At 72.6% G+C, this 16,960-nt stretch carries 18 protein-coding genes; 5 read left to right on the forward strand and 13 right to left on the reverse strand.

The genetic code is table 11. From position 1 onward, the window contains the following. Nucleotides 1-2: 2 nt before the first annotated feature. The 5 genes from FB157_RS28605 to FB157_RS28625 all read right to left on the reverse strand — a co-directional run bounded on the left by FB157_RS28605 (nt 3) and on the right by FB157_RS28625 (nt 7,169). The gene (locus FB157_RS28605; RefSeq protein ID WP_145883537.1) at nt 3-2,243 is read right to left on the reverse strand and encodes a bifunctional diguanylate cyclase/phosphodiesterase; all 2,241 of its coding nucleotides are present in this window, start codon (nt 2,241-2,243) and stop codon (nt 3-5) included. 259 nt (nt 2,244-2,502) lie between these two features. Beyond that, nucleotides 2,503-4,701, reverse strand: coding sequence for an NAD-dependent DNA ligase LigA (gene ligA / locus FB157_RS28610; RefSeq protein WP_145883538.1), 2,199 nt, complete (start codon nt 4,699-4,701; stop codon nt 2,503-2,505). Between the two features lie 15 nt (nt 4,702-4,716). Next, nucleotides 4,717-5,724, reverse strand: a complete 1,008-nt coding sequence (locus FB157_RS28615) for a methionine synthase (RefSeq protein ID WP_145883539.1) — start codon at nt 5,722-5,724, stop codon at nt 4,717-4,719. Nucleotides 5,725-5,899: 175 nt separating this feature from the next. Beyond that, entirely contained in the window at nt 5,900-6,598 is a 699-nt protein-coding gene (locus FB157_RS28620; protein WP_186581718.1) for an SDR family oxidoreductase, read from the reverse strand. 7 nt (nt 6,599-6,605) lie between these two features. Continuing rightward, a complete protein-coding gene (locus tag FB157_RS28625) occupies nt 6,606-7,169 on the reverse strand; it encodes a TIGR00730 family Rossman fold protein (protein WP_145883540.1) in 564 nt (187 codons plus the stop codon). Nucleotides 7,170-7,220: 51 nt separating this feature from the next. On the opposite strand from FB157_RS28625, the gene FB157_RS28630 reads away from it, so the two are divergent. Both FB157_RS28630 and FB157_RS28635 read left to right on the forward strand, forming a co-directional pair. Then, nucleotides 7,221-7,544 (forward strand): DUF427 domain-containing protein, encoded by a 324-nt coding sequence (locus tag FB157_RS28630; protein WP_145883541.1) that lies wholly within the window; start codon nt 7,221-7,223, stop codon nt 7,542-7,544. A gap of 37 nt (nt 7,545-7,581) precedes the next feature. Further along, nucleotides 7,582-8,364, forward strand: a complete 783-nt coding sequence (locus FB157_RS28635) for an alpha/beta fold hydrolase (protein WP_145883542.1) — start codon at nt 7,582-7,584, stop codon at nt 8,362-8,364. Between the two features lie 9 nt (nt 8,365-8,373). Here FB157_RS28635 and mnmA read toward each other — a convergent pair whose 3' ends face one another. After that, nucleotides 8,374-9,504 (reverse strand): tRNA 2-thiouridine(34) synthase MnmA, encoded by a 1,131-nt coding sequence (gene mnmA, locus FB157_RS28640; RefSeq protein ID WP_145883543.1) that lies wholly within the window; start codon nt 9,502-9,504, stop codon nt 8,374-8,376. A 59-nt stretch (nt 9,505-9,563) separates the two neighbouring features. Between mnmA and FB157_RS28645 the strand changes: the two genes are divergently transcribed. After that, nucleotides 9,564-10,238, forward strand: a complete 675-nt coding sequence (locus tag FB157_RS28645; RefSeq protein WP_145883544.1) for an N-acetylmuramoyl-L-alanine amidase — start codon at nt 9,564-9,566, stop codon at nt 10,236-10,238. A gap of 35 nt (nt 10,239-10,273) precedes the next feature. Here the strand turns inward: FB157_RS28645 and FB157_RS28650 are convergent, their stop codons facing one another. From FB157_RS28650 to FB157_RS47485, 4 genes are all read right to left on the reverse strand, one after another. Next, nucleotides 10,274-11,443, reverse strand: a complete 1,170-nt coding sequence (locus tag FB157_RS28650) for a cysteine desulfurase family protein (RefSeq protein WP_145883545.1) — start codon at nt 11,441-11,443, stop codon at nt 10,274-10,276. Between the two features lie 481 nt (nt 11,444-11,924). Next, nucleotides 11,925-12,071 (reverse strand): hypothetical protein, encoded by a 147-nt coding sequence (locus FB157_RS47480; protein WP_186581719.1) that lies wholly within the window; start codon nt 12,069-12,071, stop codon nt 11,925-11,927. A 127-nt stretch (nt 12,072-12,198) separates the two neighbouring features. Beyond that, complete coding sequence (locus FB157_RS28655) at nt 12,199-12,477, reverse strand: DUF4190 domain-containing protein (RefSeq protein ID WP_145883546.1); 279 nt, start codon at nt 12,475-12,477, stop codon at nt 12,199-12,201. Between the two features lie 32 nt (nt 12,478-12,509). Continuing rightward, a complete protein-coding gene (locus FB157_RS47485) occupies nt 12,510-12,677 on the reverse strand; it encodes a hypothetical protein (protein ID WP_186581720.1) in 168 nt (55 codons plus the stop codon). A gap of 145 nt (nt 12,678-12,822) precedes the next feature. Between FB157_RS47485 and FB157_RS28660 the strand changes: the two genes are divergently transcribed. Continuing rightward, entirely contained in the window at nt 12,823-13,449 is a 627-nt protein-coding gene (locus FB157_RS28660; protein WP_145883547.1) for a TetR family transcriptional regulator, read from the forward strand. A 105-nt stretch (nt 13,450-13,554) separates the two neighbouring features. Here the strand turns inward: FB157_RS28660 and FB157_RS28665 are convergent, their stop codons facing one another. Both FB157_RS28665 and FB157_RS28670 read right to left on the reverse strand, forming a co-directional pair. Next, nucleotides 13,555-13,944, reverse strand: a complete 390-nt coding sequence (locus FB157_RS28665; RefSeq protein WP_145883548.1) for a hypothetical protein — start codon at nt 13,942-13,944, stop codon at nt 13,555-13,557. A gap of 140 nt (nt 13,945-14,084) precedes the next feature. Beyond that, nucleotides 14,085-15,065 (reverse strand): YafY family protein, encoded by a 981-nt coding sequence (locus FB157_RS28670; RefSeq protein ID WP_145883549.1) that lies wholly within the window; start codon nt 15,063-15,065, stop codon nt 14,085-14,087. Between the two features lie 220 nt (nt 15,066-15,285). Between FB157_RS28670 and FB157_RS28675 the strand changes: the two genes are divergently transcribed. After that, nucleotides 15,286-15,876, forward strand: a complete 591-nt coding sequence (locus tag FB157_RS28675) for a TIGR03086 family metal-binding protein (RefSeq protein WP_145883550.1) — start codon at nt 15,286-15,288, stop codon at nt 15,874-15,876. 14 nt (nt 15,877-15,890) lie between these two features. On the opposite strand, the gene FB157_RS28680 is transcribed toward FB157_RS28675, so the two are convergent. After that, nucleotides 15,891-16,784, reverse strand: coding sequence for a thioesterase family protein (locus tag FB157_RS28680; RefSeq protein WP_145883551.1), 894 nt, complete (start codon nt 16,782-16,784; stop codon nt 15,891-15,893). Between the last annotated feature and the right edge of the window lie 176 nt (nt 16,785-16,960).

Consider the following 16,960-nt stretch of genomic DNA (forward strand, 5'->3'; position numbering starts at 1 on the left):
AGTTATTCGGCTGCCGGAAGCGCGGCACGCGGCCGCTGCCACCCGCGGGACCCACGCGCCCGCAGCCAGGCCGTCGTCTCGTCCGGAGGCATCGCCGCGGCTACCAGCCACCCCTGCACCGCGTCACACCCGAGATCCCGCAGCCGCTCCCAGGTCTCGTCGTCCTCCACCCCCTCGGCGACGACCAGCAGCCCCAGCGAGTGCGCCAGGTCGACCGTGCAGCGCACGATCTCCGCGTCCTCCGTGTCCACGGCCAGCCGGGCCACGAAGGACCGGTCGATCTTCAGCTCGCTCACGGGCAGCCGCCGCAGATGCACCAGTGAGGAGTACCCGGTGCCGAAGTCGTCCAGGGACATCTTCACGCCGTGCCCCGTGAGCCCGGCGAGCGTGTCGGCGGCCCGCTGCGGGTCCTCCAGCAGCACGTGCTCGGTTATCTCCAGCTGGAGCGCTCCCGCGGGCACTCCGTGCCGGGCCAGCCGGGCGGCGACGGAGCCCGCGAAGCCGGGCGTGTGGACGTCGCGCGGGGAGACGTTCACGGCCACCGGCACCCGCAGCCCCTGGGCCCGCCAGCGGGCGACCTGCGCGAGCGCGGTCTCCAGCACGTACTCCGTCAGATGGGGCATCAGCCCCGAGGACTCGGCTATCGCTATGAACTCGTCCGGCGGCACCTTCCCGCGCTCGGGATGCACCCACCGCACCAGGGCCTCGAGGCCGGCGACCTGTCCGTCGAAGCGGACCTTCGGCTGGTAGTGCAACTGCACCTCCTGCGCGTCCAGCGCCCGGCGCAGATCGCCCAGCAGGCCCAGCCGGTCCGGGGTGTTGGAGTCGCGCTTGGACTCGTAGACCTCGACGCCCGTACGGTCCCGCTTCGCCTGGTACATCGCCACGTCCGCCCTCCGCAGCAGCCCCTCGGCGTCCAGCGCGTGGTCCGGGAAGACGGCGACGCCCGCGCTGGCCTCCAGGACGAGGGTGAGCCCGTCGAGGTCGAGCGGGGAGCTGAGGGCGGCGACGAGGCCGCGGGCGACCCGCGTGGCCGACGTGGTGGAGTCGGCGACGGGCAGTAAGACGGCGAACTCGTCACCGCCGAGCCGGGCCGCCTCCGCGCCGCGCGGGAGGGCGATCCGCAGCCGGTCGGCTATCTGCAGCAGCAGCCGGTCACCGGCGAGATGACCGAGGGTGTCGTTCACCGACCGGAAACGATCGAGGTCGATCAGCATGAGGGCGGTGCGGGCGCCGATGCGCTCGGCGTCGTCGAGGGCGGTCCAGATCCGCTCCAGCAGCCACTGCCGGTTGGGCAGTCCGGTCAGCGGGTCGCGGAGCTGCTCCTCGGCCCGGGCCCGGGCCATCCACAGCGTGGAGTCGAGGGCTATCAGCGGGATGGCGAACAGCGGCAGCAGGATCGGCTGGGCGTCGGCGACCACGCACACCAGCGGGGCGATGCCGAGCAGCGCGACGGCGACCAGGCCCTGCCTGACCAGGGCGGTACGGGCGACGGTGGGCAGTCCGCCGCCGCGCGGCGCGTGCAGGTACCACAGCAGGCCACGGCTGACCAGGAGATAGGCGGCGGCGACGAGCACCACCTCGGGCACGGTGGTGATGCTCCAGCTGTCCGGGCTCCAGGGATCCTCGACCGTCGGTACGCGCCCGAACGAGCCGAGCACCAGGGCGCCGGCGCTGATCCCGAGGATGTCCACGGCGCCGTGCAGCACGCCCTGCCGCCAGCGGTTCCGCCTGGCTATGCCGACCAGGACGACGACGGTGAGGCTGACCATCCCGGCGGGCACCCAGCCGTACAGCAGCAGGACGGCGAGGGTGAGGGCCGCGCCGGAGCCCGTGCCGCCCCACCAGCGGGCGCGGCCGAGCATCACGAGGTGGCCGACGATGGTGCCGGTGAGCACGGCCAGCGACCAGCCGAGCGTGCCGCCCGGGAAGAGGGCGTGGTTGCCGCTGAAGGCACCGTAGAAGCCCGCGCCCAGGGCGAATCCGGCGGCCGCCACGAGGCCCGCGGGCAACGCGGGCCAGGACAGATGCCGTTCGGGGTCGGTGCCGGGCAGCACGGGGGCGGCCTCGATGGCCGGCGGAACCGGTGCGTGTGCCTCGGTCGCGGTGCCCGGTCCGGCCGGACGCGCCCGAGTGCCCGTGCGCTCGGCGCCCCACCCGGTCCACCGGATCCCCCGCCAGGCGACCGCACGGCGGCGCAGGCGCAGCCGTGAGTCCGGGGCGGCGCTCTCGGTCGGTTCCATTCCCGTCCCTCTCACAGCCGGCGGTGCACACGCCACGCGGCCCGATGCCCGACAACCATCAGCGGCTCCGCGTCGAAGAAACCTTCCTCGTGCCCTTCACGGGCAGGGGGATGCCCCAGCCGCAGCTGGGCACGGCAGGTGCACACCTCAACAGTAGGCCGCGGAAGGCTTCCTCGGGCAGCGGTCGTCGACGGTTGCCCGAATGAGCCCGGGCCACCCGTATGCAACTGATATGCGCCGAACGGGTGGCCTTCAACCGCTACTCCCCGGTCGGAAGCGCGACTTCCGTCGCCGCCTCGGGACCCTGCTCCAACAGGACGCCGAAACCGTCCTCGTTCAGAACCGGAACCTTGAGCTGCATGGCCTTGTCGTACTTCGATCCCGGGTTGTCGCCCACCACGACGAACGAGGTCTTCTTCGAAACCGAACCGGTCACCTTCGCACCGCGGCTCTGCAGCGCCTCCTTGGCGCCGTCCCGGGTGAAGTTCTCCAGCGTGCCGGTCACGACGACGGTGAGACCCTCCAGCGGGCGCGGCCCCTCGTCCTCGCCGGACGTTTCGTCCTCCAGCGGGACTCCGGCCGCCTTCCACTTGCGGACGATCTCGCGGTGCCAGTCCTCGGCGAACCACTCCTTGAGGGCGGCGGCGATGATGGGACCGACGCCGTCGGTGGTGGCCAGCTCCTGCTCGGTGGCCTGTTCGATGCGGTCGATGGAGCGGAACTCGCGCGCGAGGGCCTGCGCCGCCACCGGGCCGACGTGCCGGATGGACAGTCCGTTCAGGAAGCGGGCCAGCGGGCGGGCCTTGGCCGCCTCGATGTTCTCCAGCAGTGCGAGGGTGTTCTTCTTCGGCTCGCCCTTCTGGTTGGCGAAGACCGTGACGACCTTCTCCTCGCCCGTCTTGGGGTCACGCTTGGGCAGGCCGCTGTCCGGGTCGAGGACGTAGGCCTTGATGGGCAGCAGCTTATCCACCGTCAGGTCGAACAGGTCGCCCTCGTCCACCAGGGGCGGGTCGGCCGGCTCCAGCGGGCGGGTCAGCGCTGCGGCGGCCACCGCACCGAAGTTCTCGATGTCCAGGCACTCACGGCCCGCGAGGTAGGAGACGCGCTCGCGCAACTGGGCCGGGCAGGTACGCGCGTTGGGGCAGCGGAGGTCGATGTCGCCCTCCTTCATGGGCCGCAGCGGCGTCCCGCACTCGGGGCACTCGCTCGGCATCACGAACTCCCGCTCGGCGCCGTCCCGCAGGTCGACCACCGGACCGAGGATCTCCGGGATGACGTCACCGGCCTTGCGGATCACCACGGTGTCGCCGATGAGCACGCCCTTGGCCTTGACGACCTCCTGGTTGTGCAGGGTGGCGAACTCGACCTCGCTGCCCGCGACCGTGACCGGCTCGACCTGCGCGTACGGCGTGACGCGGCCGGTGCGGCCGACGCCCACCTTGATGTCGATGAGCTTGGTGTTGACCTCTTCCGGCGCGTACTTGTACGCGATCGCCCAGCGCGGGGCCCGGGCGGTGGACCCGAGTCGGCCCTGGAGCCGGATCTCGTCCAGCTTGATGACGGCGCCGTCGATCTCGTGCTCCACGGAGTGGCGGTTCTCGCCGTCGTAGTGGGCGATGAACTCCCGTACGCCGTCCAGGTCGTCGACCACCCGGTTGTGCGTGGAGGTGGGCAGGCCCCAGGTCTTGAGCAGGTCGTAGGCCTGGGAGAGACGGGTCATGCCCGTGAAGCCCTCCAGGGCGCCGATGCCGTGGACGACCATGTGCAGCGGGCGGGTGGCGGTGACCCGCGGGTCCTTCTGGCGCAGCGAACCGGCGGCGGCGTTGCGGGGATTGGCGAACGGCTTGTCGCCAGCGGCGACCAGCCTGGCGTTCAGCTCCTCGAACTTCTCCATCGGGAAGTAGACCTCGCCGCGGATCTCCACGAGGTCGGGGACGTCGTCGCCCCGGAGGCGGTCCGGGATCTCCGCGATCGTGCGGACGTTCGGGGTGATGTCCTCGCCGGTGCGGCCGTCGCCGCGGGTGGCGGCGCGCGTGAGACGGCCGCGCTCGTAGGTGAGGTTGACGGCGAGGCCGTCCACCTTCAGCTCGCACAGGAAGTGGTACTCCTGGTCGCCCAGCTCCCTGGCGATGCGGTCGGCCCAGGCGGCCAGTTCCTCGTCGTTGAAGGTGTTGTCCAGGGAGAGCATCCGCTGGCGGTGCTCGACCGCCGTGAACTCCGTCTCGTACGACCCCGCGACCTTCTGGGTCGGCGAGTCCGGCGTGCGCAGCTCCGGGTACTGCTCCTCCAGCGCCTCGAGCGTCTTGAGGAGCTGGTCGAATTCCGCGTCGCTGACGACGGGAGCGTCCTTCACGTAGTACCGGAAGCGGTGCTCCTCGACCTGCTCCGCGAGCAGGGCGTGCTTCTCGCGGGCCTCTGCGGGCACCGTCGTCGTCTCCGCTTGCTTGTCGCCGGCCACCGTGTGGTCCTCCCGTTACTCTGGGTTGTCCGCGAGTGATCTCGCCGCTCGGACGCAGTGGGCGAGCACCTGGCGTGCCCAGGCGGGGGAAGCGCCCGCGAGACCGCACGCCGGGGTGACCGTGACCGCCTCCGCGAGCAACCCCGGATGCAGCCCCAGCCTGCGCCACAACGTCCTGACACCCATGACGCTACCGGCAGGGTCTGACAATGGGCCGTCCGTGCCCGGGACGACACCGGCGAACAACCGTGTACCGCCTTCCACGGCCTCGCCGATGGCGTCGTCGTCACGTTCGGTGAGGAGCGAGAAGTCGAAGGAGAGCGCGTCGGCTCCGGCCCGGCGCAGCAGGGCGAACGGGACGTCGGGCGCACAGGAGTGGACGACGACGGGTCCGCCCTCGTGCACCCCGATGACGTCCCGCAGGGTGGCCTCCACGACCTGCCGGTCCACGGCCCGGTGCGTGCGGTAGCCGCTGGCGGTGCGGACCTGTCCGCGCAGCACGGCGGTGAGGGAGGGCTCGTCCAGCTGGAGGACCAGCCGGGCACCGGGGACGCGGCGCCGCATCTCGCCGAGGTGCAGCCGCAGGCCCTCCGCCAGCGAGCCGGCGAGGTCGCGGCAGGCGCCGGGGTCGGACAGGGCGGACTCGCCGTTCCTCAGTTCCAGGGCGGCGGCCAGCGTCCACGGTCCGACCGCCTGGACCTTGAGGTCGCCCTCGTAGCCCTGGGTGAACTCCTCCAGGGCGTCGAGGTCTTCCCCCAGCCAGGACCGGGCCCGCTTGGTGTCGCGGCCCGGCCGGTCACCGATCCGCCAGCCGCTGGGCTCCACGCGCGCGTACAGCTCGACCAGCATGCCGGCGGTCCGTCCGATCATGTCGGCGCCGGGGCCTCGGGCGGGCAGCTCGGCCAGGAACGGAAAGTCCTCGACACTGCCGGTGACGGTCTTGGCGGCCTCCCGCGCGTCCCCTCCGGGCATGGACCCGATGCCGGTGGCGGAGCTGAAGGTGAAATGGCTGGTCTCGCTCACCCCGGAAGCGTAAGCCGTCCGACGCACGAGGGGGCTCCGCCCCCCGGACCCCCTGCCTGTGCCCGCCCACCACCCGACTCGGTAGGCCGAGAAGTGGCCGCAGCATCGGGCCAGGTCAGCCGGGAAGCGAGAGCAGGGGTGGCGGGGGGCGAGGTCCTCCCGCCGTCATCCCCTGTCACCGCCCCGGTCGCACCGTCAGGTCGTTGACCTCCGCGTCCCCCGGCAGGTCCAGGGCCATCAGGATCGTCGTCGCGACCGACTCGGGGTCGATCCACCGGGCGGGGTCGTAGTCCTTGCCCTCCTGCTGGTGGACCTTCGCCTGCATGGGGCTGGCCGTGCGGCCGGGGTAGACGGAGGTCACACGGACGCCGTTGCCGTGCTCCTCATGGCGCAGGGAGTCGGCCAGGGCCTTCAGACCGTGTTTGGAGGCGGCGTACGCGGACCAGCCGGCGTGGGCGCTCAGGCCGGCACCGGAGTTGACGAAGATCACATGGCCGCGGGCGGCGCGGAGCTGGGGCAGGAAGTGCCGGGTCAGCTCGGCCGGGGAGACCAGGTTGACGTTGAGCTGGTGGCGCCAGGTCTTGGGGGTCAGCTCGCCGACCTCGCCGAGGTCCACGACGCCGGCGATGTGCAGCAGCGAGTCGACCCGGTCCGGGAGCGTCTGGTGGGAGAACGCCCAGGAGAGCTTGTCGGGGTCGGCCAGGTCGCCCACCAGGGTGCGCGCCCCGGGGTACTCGGCGGCCAGCTCCTTCGCGCGGCCTGCGTCGCGCGCGTGCAGGACGATCTCGTCCCCGCGCGCGTGCAGACGGCGGGCGACGGCCGCGCCGATGCCGGAACCGGCCCCGGTGATCACATGTGTAGCCATGCCCGCCATGTTCGCATCATCCGGAGTGCGGACCCGCGGCGGCAGCCGCTGATGTCACAGCTTCCAGGTAGGCCAGTGCGGCGGCCGGCTCCTCGGCGAAGAAGACCAGCTCGGACAGCGGGCGGGGCAGGAAACCCTCGTCCTCCATGCGGCGGAACTGCAGCTGGAGGCCGTCGTAGAAACCGGCCGTGTTCAGCAGCACCACCGGCTTCTCGGTGCGGCCGTGCTTCTTCAGCTCCAGGATCTCGGTGGCCTCGTCGAGCGTCCCGGTGCCGCCCACCATGATCACCACGGCGTCGGCCTTCTCCAGAAGCAGCTTCTTGCGTTCGGCGAGGTCGGCGGCGATGACCATCTCGTCCACGCCGGGCCGCGCCTTCGCCGCCAGGAACTCCACGGACACGCCCACCAGCCTGCCGCCCGCCTCGTGCACCCCGTCGGCGACCACCTTCATCAGGCCGACGTCGGATCCGCCCCAGACCAGGGTGTGCCCGCCCTTGCCGAGCAGCTTCGCGAAGTCGCGCGCGGGGCCCGTGTAGCGCTCGTCGAGGTCGGCGGCGGAGAGGAAGACGCAGATGTTCATGTCCCCCACCGTACGCGGGAAGAAGTACGGGCCCGCGCGCGCTGTTCGGACATGACCACAGGACACACGATCACCATCGAAAAGGGCGGACAGCACGTGCGCGTGGTGCACGGCGACCAGGTGCTCGCGGAGACCGACCGTCCCCTCGTACTGCGCGAGACCGGCTCACCGGTGCGGTACTACATTCCCGCCGAGGACGTCCGCCTCGACCTGCTCACGCCCTCCGACACCCACACCGTCTGCCCCTTCAAGGGCACCGCGTCCTACTGGTCGCTGCCGGACGCGCCCGACCTGGTGTGGGCGTACCCGGACCCGAAGCCCGGCGTGGCGGAGATCAGGGACCACTACTGCTTCTACGAGGCCGACGTGTCGTGACCGCTGAAATCCGTGCCGTACGGCAGTCTGCACCGGCATGGACAAGATGACGACTTCCCGCGACGGCACCTCCCTCGCGTACGGAGTGATCGGCCAGGGGCCGACGGTGATCCTGGTGAGCGGCGCGATGTCCACAGGCGGCACCGTGACGCCCCTGGCGCACCGTCTGGCGGACCGCTGCACGGCCGTCGTCTACGACCGCAGGGGCCGCGGCGAGAGCGGTGACACCACGCCGTACGCGGTGCAGCGCGAGGTCGAGGACCTGGCCGCGCTGATCGAGGCGGTGGGCGGTGCGCAGGCGCTGTTCGGGGTCTCCTCGGGTGGTGCGCTGGTGCTGGAGGCGGCGGCGAGCGGCCTGCCGGTGCGTCAGGCCGCCGTGTACGAGGTGCCGTTCGCGGACTTCCTGGACGGCGGCGCCGAGCGGGAGGCCGCGTACAAGGAGAACCTGAACCAGGCGCTCGCCGAGGGCCGGCGCGGGGACGCGGTGGAGCTGTTCCTGCGGCTGACGGGCCTGGGCGAGGAGATGATCCGGGGCGCGCGTCAGTCGCCCATGTGGGCCGGCATGGAGGCCGTCGCACCGAGCCTGGCGTACGACGACGCGGTCATGGGCGACGGCCTGCTGCCGCGCGAGCGGCTGTCCGGGATCTCCGTGCCGGTCCTCGTGGCCGCGGGCGGGGCGAGCCCCGCGTGGATGCTCGAAGCGAACCGCGCGCTCGCGCAGGCGCTGCCCCAGAGCACGTACCAGGTGCTGGAGGGGCAGACCCACATGGTGGAACCGGCGGTCCTCGGCCCGGTGCTGGCCGAGTTCCTCACCCGGTGAGCGGGCCGCTCAGACCGCCGCTGCCGCGGCCCGTACGGTCGACGCGATCGTCGCCGAGCCGACGACGCGCGTGCCGTCGTACAGGACGATCGCCTGGCCCGGGGCGACGCCCCGGACCGGCTCGGTGAAGCTGACGCGCAGTTCGCCGTCGACGAGTTCCGCGGTGACCTCGGTCTCGCCGCCGTGGGCACGGAGCTGGGCGGTGTAGGTGCCGGGGCCGGACGGGGCGCCGCCGCACCAGCGCGGCTTGATCGCCGTCAGCGCGGTGACGTCCAGGGCGGCGGCCGGGCCCACGGTCACGGTGTTGTTCACCGGGGAGATGTCGAGGACGTAGCGCGGCTTGCCGTCGGCGGCCGGGTTGCCGATGCGCAGCCCCTTGCGCTGGCCGATCGTGAAGCCGTACGCGCCCTCGTGCGTGCCCACCTTGGCGCCGGACTCGTCGACGATGTCGCCCTCGGCCTTGCCGAGCCGCTGGGCCAGGAAGCCCTGGGTGTCGCCGTCGGCGATGAAGCAGATGTCGTGCGAGTCGGGCTTCTTGGCGACCGCCAGGCCCCGGCGCTCGGCCTCCGCGCGGATCTCCTCCTTGGTGGTGACCGTGTCGCCGAGCGGGAACAGCGCGTGGGCGAGCTGCTTCTCGTCCAGGACGCCGAGGACGTACGACTGGTCCTTGGCCATGTCGGAGGCGCGGTGCAGCTCGCGGGAGCCGTCCTCCTTGACGATCACCTGCGCGTAGTGGCCGGTGCAGACGGCGTCGAAACCGAGGGCCAGCGCCTTGTCCAGCAGCGCGGCGAACTTGATCTTCTCGTTGCAGCGCAGGCAGGGGTTCGGGGTGCGGCCGGCCTCGTACTCGGCGATGAAGTCCTCGACGACGTCCTCGCGGAAGCGGTCGGCGAGGTCCCAGACGTAGAACGGGATGCCGATGACGTCGGCGGCGCGGCGGGCGTCGCGCGAGTCCTCGATGGTGCAGCAGCCCCGCGCGCCGGTGCGGAAGGACTGGGGGTTCGCGGAGAGCGCGAGATGGACGCCGGTGACGTCGTGGCCGGCTTCCGCGGCCCGCGCGGCGGCGACGGCGGAGTCGACCCCACCGGACATGGCGGCGAGGACGCGGAGGGGGCGGGGGCGCTGCGGGGTGTCAGTCATAGCCCTTCCAGAGTACGGGGCGCGGGAACCGCGGCCGCCGGATATCCGTTGACGATCACATGGGGGTGACGCCTGAGGAGACGACCGGGGTGCCGGCGAAGGACGGGGACCGGCGGCTGGGGCGGCGTGCCCTGCTCATCGGCGGGGCCGCGGCCGCCGTGGGTACGGCCGTGCTGGCCCGGGACGAGCTGTCCCGGCTGTGGTGGCGGCTGCCCGGGGTGGAGAAGCGGCGGGTGGCCGGGGCCGTCGACTTCCGGGGCGCGCGCTGGGTGCCGGCCTCGGCGGCGAACTACCGGCGGGCGGACCGGCCGGACGACTACCGCATCGACCGGGTGGTCATCCATGTCACCCAGGGCGGGTACTCGTCGGCGGTGCAGGTCTTCCAGGACCCCGCGCACGGTGCGGCGGCGCACTACATCGTGCGCGAGGACGGCCGGATCACCCAGCTGATCCGGGAGCTGGACGTGGCCTTCCACGCGGGCAACCGGGAGTACAACGAGCGCAGCGTCGGCATCGAGCACGAGGGCTTCGTGGAGGACCCCTCCTCCTTCACGGACGCGATGTACGCGGCCTCTGCGCGGCTGACGGCGGCGATATGCGGGCGTTACGGCATACCCGTCGACCGGGAGCACGTCATCGGGCACGTGGAGGTGCCGGGGACGGACCACACGGACCCCGGGCGCCACTGGGACTGGGACCGCTACCTGGGGTTGGTCCGGCGGGCGCGGGCCTGAGGCGTCACGCCGGGCCCGCACCGGCTGCGCCGCCGCTACGTCAGCCCCGCCGCGCGGGCCCGCTCCACGGCCGGCCCGATCGCCTTGGCGAGGGCGTCGACGTCGGCGTCCGTGGAGGTGTGGCCGAGGGAGAAGCGCAGGGTGCCGCGGGCCAGGTCCGGGTCGGTGCCGGTGGCCAGCAGGACGTGGCTGGGCTGGGCGACGCCCGCGGTGCAGGCGGAGCCGGTGGAGCACTCGATGCCCTGGGCGTCCAGCAGGAGCAGCAGGGAGTCGCCCTCGCAGCCCGGGAAGGTGAAGTGGGCGTTGGCCGGGAGGCGGCCCCCGGGTGCCGGGTCGCCGCCGAGGATGGCGTCCGGCACCGCCGCGCGGACGGCGTCGACCAGCCGGTCCCGCAGGGCGCCGATCTCGCGGGCGAACCGCTCCTGTTGCCCGGCGGCGACGCGGGCGGCCACCGCGAACGAGGCGACGGCGGGGACGTCGAGGGTGCCGGAGCGGACGTGGCGTTCCTGGCCGCCACCGTGCAGGACGGGTACGGGGGTGTGCTCGCGGCCGAGAAGCAGCGCCCCGATGCCGTACGGGCCGCCGATCTTGTGGGCCGACACCGTCATCGCGGCGAGGCCGGAGGTGCCGAAGTCGACCGGGAGCTGCCCGAAGGCCTGGACCGCGTCGGCATGCAGGGGGATGCCGAACTCGCCCGCGACGTCGGCGAGTTCACGGACCGGCAGGATGGTGCCGATCTCGTTGTTGGCCCACATCACGGTGGCCAGGGCGACGTCCTCGGGGTTGCGGGCGATGGCCTCGCGCAGGGCCTCGGGGTGGACGCGGCCGTAGGAGTCGACGGGGAGGTACTCGACGGTGGCGCCCTCGTGTTCGCCGAGCCAGTGCACGGCGTCGAGTACGGCGTGGTGCTCGACGGGGCTGGCCAGGACGCGGGTGCGGGCCGGGTCGGCCTGGCGGCGGGACCAGTACAGGCCCTTCACCGCGAGGTTGTCGGCCTCGGTGCCGCCCGAGGTGAGGACCACCTCGCTGGGGCGGGCGCCCAGTGCTTCGGCAAGGGTTTCGCGGGACTCCTCGACCGTGCGGCGGGCCCGGCGGCCGGAGGCGTGCAGGGAGGACGCGTTGCCGGTGATGCTCAGCTGGGCGGTCAGGGCCTCTGCCGCCTCCGGGAGCATCGGTGTCGTGGCGGCGTGGTCGAGGTAAGCCATGGTGAGCCCGATTCTACGAGCCCTTGCGGTGGGGCTTGCCCACGGAGTGCCGTGCGGCGCCTTGCGGGGGGGACGAGCGCGGCTCGCCTCGGCTTCGGGCTCGGCTCATGTCGGTTGCGGGTTCGGCTCATACCGGCTGCGGGCGCGGCGCCTGGGCTGCAAGTGCGGCCTACGTCGGCTGCGGGTGCGGCTCGCGTGGGCTGCGGGTGCACCTGGCGTGGGCTGCACCTGGCGTCGGTGATGGCATGCCCGGCACTGTCGGCCGTGCCCACCCGTTCCGCCCCGCGGAACGTCTGCCCACGGCGGTCGGCGACATGGCGGCCGGGGGTCCGGCGGACGGCGATCGTCGCCACGGCGGCCGACGGCACAGCGGTCGGCGATGCGTCGCCACGAGGTCGGCGGTACAACGGTCGGCGGTCGACAGTGCGTGGCCACGACGGTCGGCGACACGGCAGCCAGAAGTCCGGCAGTCGGCGATACGTCACCCCACAGCGGCCGGAAGTCCGGCGGTCGGTGGTGGGTCGCCCCAGCGCAGTCGGCGGTGCGGCGGTGCGGCGGGTGCCTCGCTGCGGCGGTCGGCGGTACCGGGGACGGCGATGCGGTCGATGGTGCGGCGATGCGTCGCCACGAGGTCGGCGATACAGCGGCTCGCGGTGATTCGCCACGGCGGTCGACGGCGCGACGACCTGCGCTGCTGTGCGGCAGTGCCCCGTCGTCCTCGGGGCCCTGGCTTCTTCGGGTGTTGCCGGTCGGGCTCAGAGGCTCCAGGACACCGTGTGGGACATCTCCATGGCGATCGCCAGGACTGCCAGGTCCGCGATGCCCAGGGTCAGGCCCAGGTAGGCGCGGCCGCGTCGGGTCGTGCCGCGCCAGAGGGCGACCGCGGCCAGGGCGATGGCGATCGGGCCGAGGAAGAGGTTGAGGACGAGCAGGCCGAGAAGGCCGAGGATGAAGGACGCCACGGCCATCCCGTCGGCGTCCCGCGCCTGCGGGCGGGTGTCGGTGCGGCCGGTGGCCGGTGCAGTGAGTTGCATGGTGCTCAGCTCCTGGAAATCGTTCCGGAAGGTCAGTCGACCGAGGTGCCGCGGCGGCGGCTGTGGCGCTCGCGGATCGCGAAGACGGCGAGCCAGGCGGCGATGAAAGCGGCCGCGGTGACGGTGACGGTCAGCGGTACGTGAGCGACGGTGCCCAGTACGACGCCGAGCAGCATGAGTGCGACGACGAGGAACAACATGGGATCAGATCCCCCCTCCGAGATGCCTTGGGTCTGGCTCCTGTGAAGTTTCGGTGAACAGTTGTAGTAACAGTTGTTCACTGACTTTGAGTCTAGCGCCTCCGGCGGCTTTAAAATTCCAGAGAACAGTTGTTAACTGGATGACATGAGTCACACCCTCGGCATCCGGCAGGCCCAGAAGCAGAAGACCCGGCAGGCTTTCCTGGACGCGGCGCTCGCGCTGCTGGAGGAGCAGAGCCTGAGCAGCCTCGGTCTGCGCGAGGTCACCCGCGCCGTCGGTGTCGCCCCGACCGCCTTTTACCGGCACTTCCGCTCCACCGCCGACCTCGGCGTCGCCCTGGTCGACGAGGCTCTGGGCAGCCTGCACCCGATGGTGCGGACGACGGTGTCCACGGCGGGCGACAGCGAGGAGCGCATCACGCGCGCGATCGAGTTGATCGCGCACCACGTGGACGCCCATCCCGCCCACGTCCGTTTCATCGCCCGCGAGCGGCACGGCGGGGTGCAGCCCGTGCGCGAGGCCATCCAGTCCCAACTGGCCCGGTTCGCCGAGGAGGTGAAGGCCGAGCTGGCCAAGGACCCGCAGGCCGAAGGCTGGAGCGACGACGACGTGCTGATGCTCGCGCATCTCTACGTCGATCAGATGCTCATCACCGCGTCGCTCTTCCTGGAGACCCTGGAGGGATCCACGGACGAGCGGGAGCGCGTCGCCCAGCTCGCCATCCGGCAGATGCGGCTCATCAGCATCGGCCGCCGGCACTGGCTGGACTGACCGGCCACCGGCCGCGGCACACGCGCAGGGGGGCGGTGCGCCCGTCCCGCCGAGCGCACCGCCCCCCTGCCGCCGGCCGGCCGTACTGCCGCACGACCCCGTCGATCAGCCCTGCTGAGCCTGTCCCCCGGCCTGTGCCCCGCCCTGCCCTGCGGCCCGACCACCGCCGGGACCGCCGCAGCCGCCGCCCTGCCCGCCCCCGGGAGCGCCCTGGCCACCGCCTGGGGCGCCGCTCGGCATGCCCGAGGGCGCACCGCTCGGCGGGGCCGACGGCGACCCGGTCGGCCCGGCCGTGGAGGCACCCGAAGGTGCGCCGGACGGTGCCCCGCTCGGCCGGCGGCCCGTGCCGCCGGTCGGCATGCCGGACGGCGCCTGGCAGGACTGCCCGCCGGGGTCGCCGCTGGTCGACGAGGAGTCGCCCGAGCCGCACGCGGTGAGCAGCAGCGGGGACAGCGCCAGCAGGGCTGCGGCGGGGACGAGGCGTGCACGCTTCATGAGAGTCAGCTCCGCGGAAGATGAGGGAATCCTGAGGCGGGCACTCAACCAACGGCGGCTGGGGCGTTCTTGGGGCCGCCCTGTCCGACGCCTGTCAACCGGGTAAAGCACACCCCAAGTACCGCCACTCACCTGGGATTTCACTCCTCGCCCCGGTCCGCCCCCTGGTACACGGCCGTGACAGAGCGGACCGCCCGCAGCAGCTCCGCGCGCGCCTCGGGCGGGTCGAGTATCTCCACCTGGTCGGAGAACGCGAGCAGTTGGCGCACGGCGCGCAGCACCGGGTACGACAGCAGCGCGGTGACCCAGTCGCTCTCCCCGTCGTCGTCGGGGAGTCCGGTCAGCTGCCCGGCGGCCATGCGCTGGAACATGTCGAGCCGCTCGCGTCGGATCCGTACCGTGACGTCGATCCCGTCCTCCGGGCGCTCCTCCACCTGCCGGCGCAGCACCTCCCAGACATCGGCGAGTTCGACACCGGGCCGGCGCCGCACCGGGTCGTCCAGCAGGCGTGCCGAGCGCACCCGGTCGGCGCGGAACAGCCGGGGTGCGCCGCGCCGGTCGGCGACCAGGTACCAGACCCCGGCCTTGGCGACCAGGCCGTACGGGTCCACGGTGTACGTCCGCGGCTCCCGCTCCCCGCTGTGCCGGTAGCGCAGCCTGAGCCGCCGGTCGCAGAACACCGCATCCTGGAGCACCTCCAGGTCGACGGCCCGCTGCGGGCCGCTGCGCCAGCGGGTGGCGTCGACCAGGATGCGGCGGCTGGTGACCTCGGCGGCGGGCCGGTGCGGCGCGGGCAGAGCGGCCATCACCTTGCGCAGGGCCGAGCCGAGTGCCGCGTCGAGGCCGAGTGCGGCGTGGGCGCCCTGGGCGGCGAGGATGAACAGGGCGCGGGACTCGTCCGCGGTGAGGCCGGTGACGTCCGTGCGGAAACCGGCGAGGAGTTCGATGCCGCCGTGCCGGCCGCGCTCGGCGTACACGGGGACGCCGGAGGCCGACAGGGCCTCGACGTCCCGGTAGATGGTGCGGACCGACACCTCCAGCCGGTCGGCGAGTTCGTGCGCGGGGACGCGGCCCCGGGTCTGCAGGAGCAGCAGGATCGACAGCAGCCGGTCGGACTTCACGCCGACAGGATCCCGCCGGGCGGGCGGCCGGAGCAATTCACGGCGGCGGTGCCGGACCGTACGGGGAGCCCTCTCGTCGGCACCGGCCGGGGCTTGAGGCGGCCGGCGGCCGACCGGCGGCAGCCGCGGGACCCGACAAAATCCCGACCCGAAAAAACCTGACGGAAACTGTCAGGTTATCGAGGGAACCTCACTGCACCGACCTACGGAGAGGCATCCCATGAACACCATCGACCCGCGCCCCGTCTACACCCGCGCCACCGAGCAGGCGGCCGCGCTCATCAAGACGGTGCGTCCCGATCAGCTCGACGGCCCCACGCCCTGTACCGAGTTCGACGTACGGGCCCTGCTGAGCCACATCGTCGGCGGCACCCGGCGGATCGCCGTGGTCGGCGAGGGCGGCGACGGGCTCGCGATGCACCCGTTCGCCGACGGCGTCGCGGACGACGGCTGGGCGGCCGCCTACGACGAGGTGCGCGTCCGTGTCCTGAAGGCCTGGGAGGCTGACGAGCGGATGACGAGCCCGGTGCGCGTGCCCTGGGGCGAGGTCCCCGGCCACGCGGCGCTCTCCGGCTACGTCATGGAGATCGTGACCCACACCTGGGACCTCTCCGAGGCCCTCGGCCACCCCGCGGAACTCGACCCGGAGCTGGCCGAGTTCGCGCTGGCCACCGCCCGCCAGGTACTGCCCGACTCCCGTCCGCGCGACGAGAACACCCCCTTCGACGCCCGCCACCGGGCAGCCGAGGGTGCGGGCGTCTACGAGCAGCTGGCGGCCTGGATGGGCCGCCGGCCCCTCGACCGGGCCTGACCGGGCCGTCCCGGTCAGGTGAGCCGGGCTCGGGCGAGCTGGCGGGACTGGGCGACCAGGCGGTCCTGGCTGTCCCAGACCTCCGCGTCCTCCTCCAGGAAGCCGCCGGCCAGGTTGCGCGTGGTGATCGACACACGCAGCGGGCCGGGGGCCGGGCGGTGGCGGACGTGGACGGTGAGTTCGACCGTGGGCACCCAGCCCTTGATGCCGATCTCGAAGGCGGTGGGCGGAAGGGCGTCCACCGCGAGGAGCAGCGAGAGCGGGTCGGCGTCACGGCCGTCGGCGAGGCCGAACCAGGCTCGCATCTCACCCTTGCCGGAGGGCGCGCCCAGCGCCCAGCCGAGGGTGGCGGGGTCCAGCTTGAGCATCAGCCGGTCGGCGATGGCCGAGCTGCCCGGGACCGGAGCCGGGGAGTCGTCCGGGCCGAAGCACTGCTCCATGGGCGGCATCGCGGGCGGGATCGCCGTCGTACGGACGTCGTCGGGGAGGGCGGCGAGGTCGCCGTAGGAGGCGAGGACGCGGATGCGCTCGACCTCGTTGCCCTGGTCGTCGTACTGGAAGAGCGAGGCCTGGCCGGTGGAGAGGGTGCGGCCGGTGCGGACCGGCTCGGTGCGGACGACCGCCGGGCCCGGCTGGGACGCGGTCAGGTAGTGCGCCGAGATGGTGAAGGGGTCCGGGTGCGGGAGGGCGTCCGCGAGGGCCCGGCCGAGCACGGCCAGCAGATAGCCGCCGTTGACGGCGTTGATGATGGTCCAGCCGGCGGAGAGGTCGATGTCGTAGACCCCGGGCTCGCGCCGGGTGACCGCGGTGTCGCGGTCGAACTCGCTGTCGCCGATCACGGCCCGCGACGATGAGGGTCCCCCCGCTCGAGCGAAGCCGAGAGCGGGTGCGGAAGCTGCTTCTGGCATGACTGAACCGTACAACAGGAAATTACTAAGCGGTAGCTTTGTATGTTGCGGACAGGTGACATGATCCCGCCGGGCGGATGGCAGGATGGGGTGAGGCCCCCCTGCCGGGTGAGGTTCCGGCAATTTCTAGGTAAGTGTCCCGACACGTCCACAACCCCGGGCCCCCGATTCCCCTC

The sequence above is a fragment of the Streptomyces sp. BK340 genome (genome assembly GCF_007827595.1).
Lineage (GTDB): Bacteria > Actinomycetota > Actinomycetes > Streptomycetales > Streptomycetaceae > Streptomyces.

Excerpts from the sequence above, each read along its gene's own strand:
- FB157_RS28675 (WP_145883550.1), top strand. The coding sequence starts at position 15,286 with ATGAACACCATCGACCCGCGCCCCGTCTACACCCGCGCCACCGAGCAG.
- FB157_RS28645 (WP_145883544.1), top strand. The coding sequence starts at position 9,564 with ATGGGGGTGACGCCTGAGGAGACGACCGGGGTGCCGGCGAAGGACGGG.
- FB157_RS28635 (WP_145883542.1), top strand. The coding sequence starts at position 7,582 with ATGGACAAGATGACGACTTCCCGCGACGGCACCTCCCTCGCGTACGGA.
- FB157_RS28620 (WP_186581718.1), bottom strand. The coding sequence starts at position 6,598 with ATGGCGGGCATGGCTACACATGTGATCACCGGGGCCGGTTCCGGCATC.
- FB157_RS28605 (WP_145883537.1), bottom strand. The coding sequence starts at position 2,243 with ATGGAACCGACCGAGAGCGCCGCCCCGGACTCACGGCTGCGCCTGCGC.
- FB157_RS28655 (WP_145883546.1), bottom strand. The coding sequence starts at position 12,477 with ATGCAACTCACTGCACCGGCCACCGGCCGCACCGACACCCGCCCGCAG.
- FB157_RS28680 (WP_145883551.1), bottom strand. The coding sequence starts at position 16,784 with ATGCCAGAAGCAGCTTCCGCACCCGCTCTCGGCTTCGCTCGAGCGGGG.
- FB157_RS47485 (WP_186581720.1), bottom strand. The coding sequence starts at position 12,677 with ATGTTGTTCCTCGTCGTCGCACTCATGCTGCTCGGCGTCGTACTGGGC.
- FB157_RS28660 (WP_145883547.1), top strand. The coding sequence starts at position 12,823 with ATGAGTCACACCCTCGGCATCCGGCAGGCCCAGAAGCAGAAGACCCGG.
- FB157_RS28650 (WP_145883545.1), bottom strand. The coding sequence starts at position 11,443 with ATGGCTTACCTCGACCACGCCGCCACGACACCGATGCTCCCGGAGGCG.
- FB157_RS28630 (WP_145883541.1), top strand. The coding sequence starts at position 7,221 with ATGACCACAGGACACACGATCACCATCGAAAAGGGCGGACAGCACGTG.
- mnmA (WP_145883543.1), bottom strand. The coding sequence starts at position 9,504 with ATGACTGACACCCCGCAGCGCCCCCGCCCCCTCCGCGTCCTCGCCGCC.
- FB157_RS28625 (WP_145883540.1), bottom strand. The coding sequence starts at position 7,169 with ATGAACATCTGCGTCTTCCTCTCCGCCGCCGACCTCGACGAGCGCTAC.
- FB157_RS28665 (WP_145883548.1), bottom strand. The coding sequence starts at position 13,944 with ATGAAGCGTGCACGCCTCGTCCCCGCCGCAGCCCTGCTGGCGCTGTCC.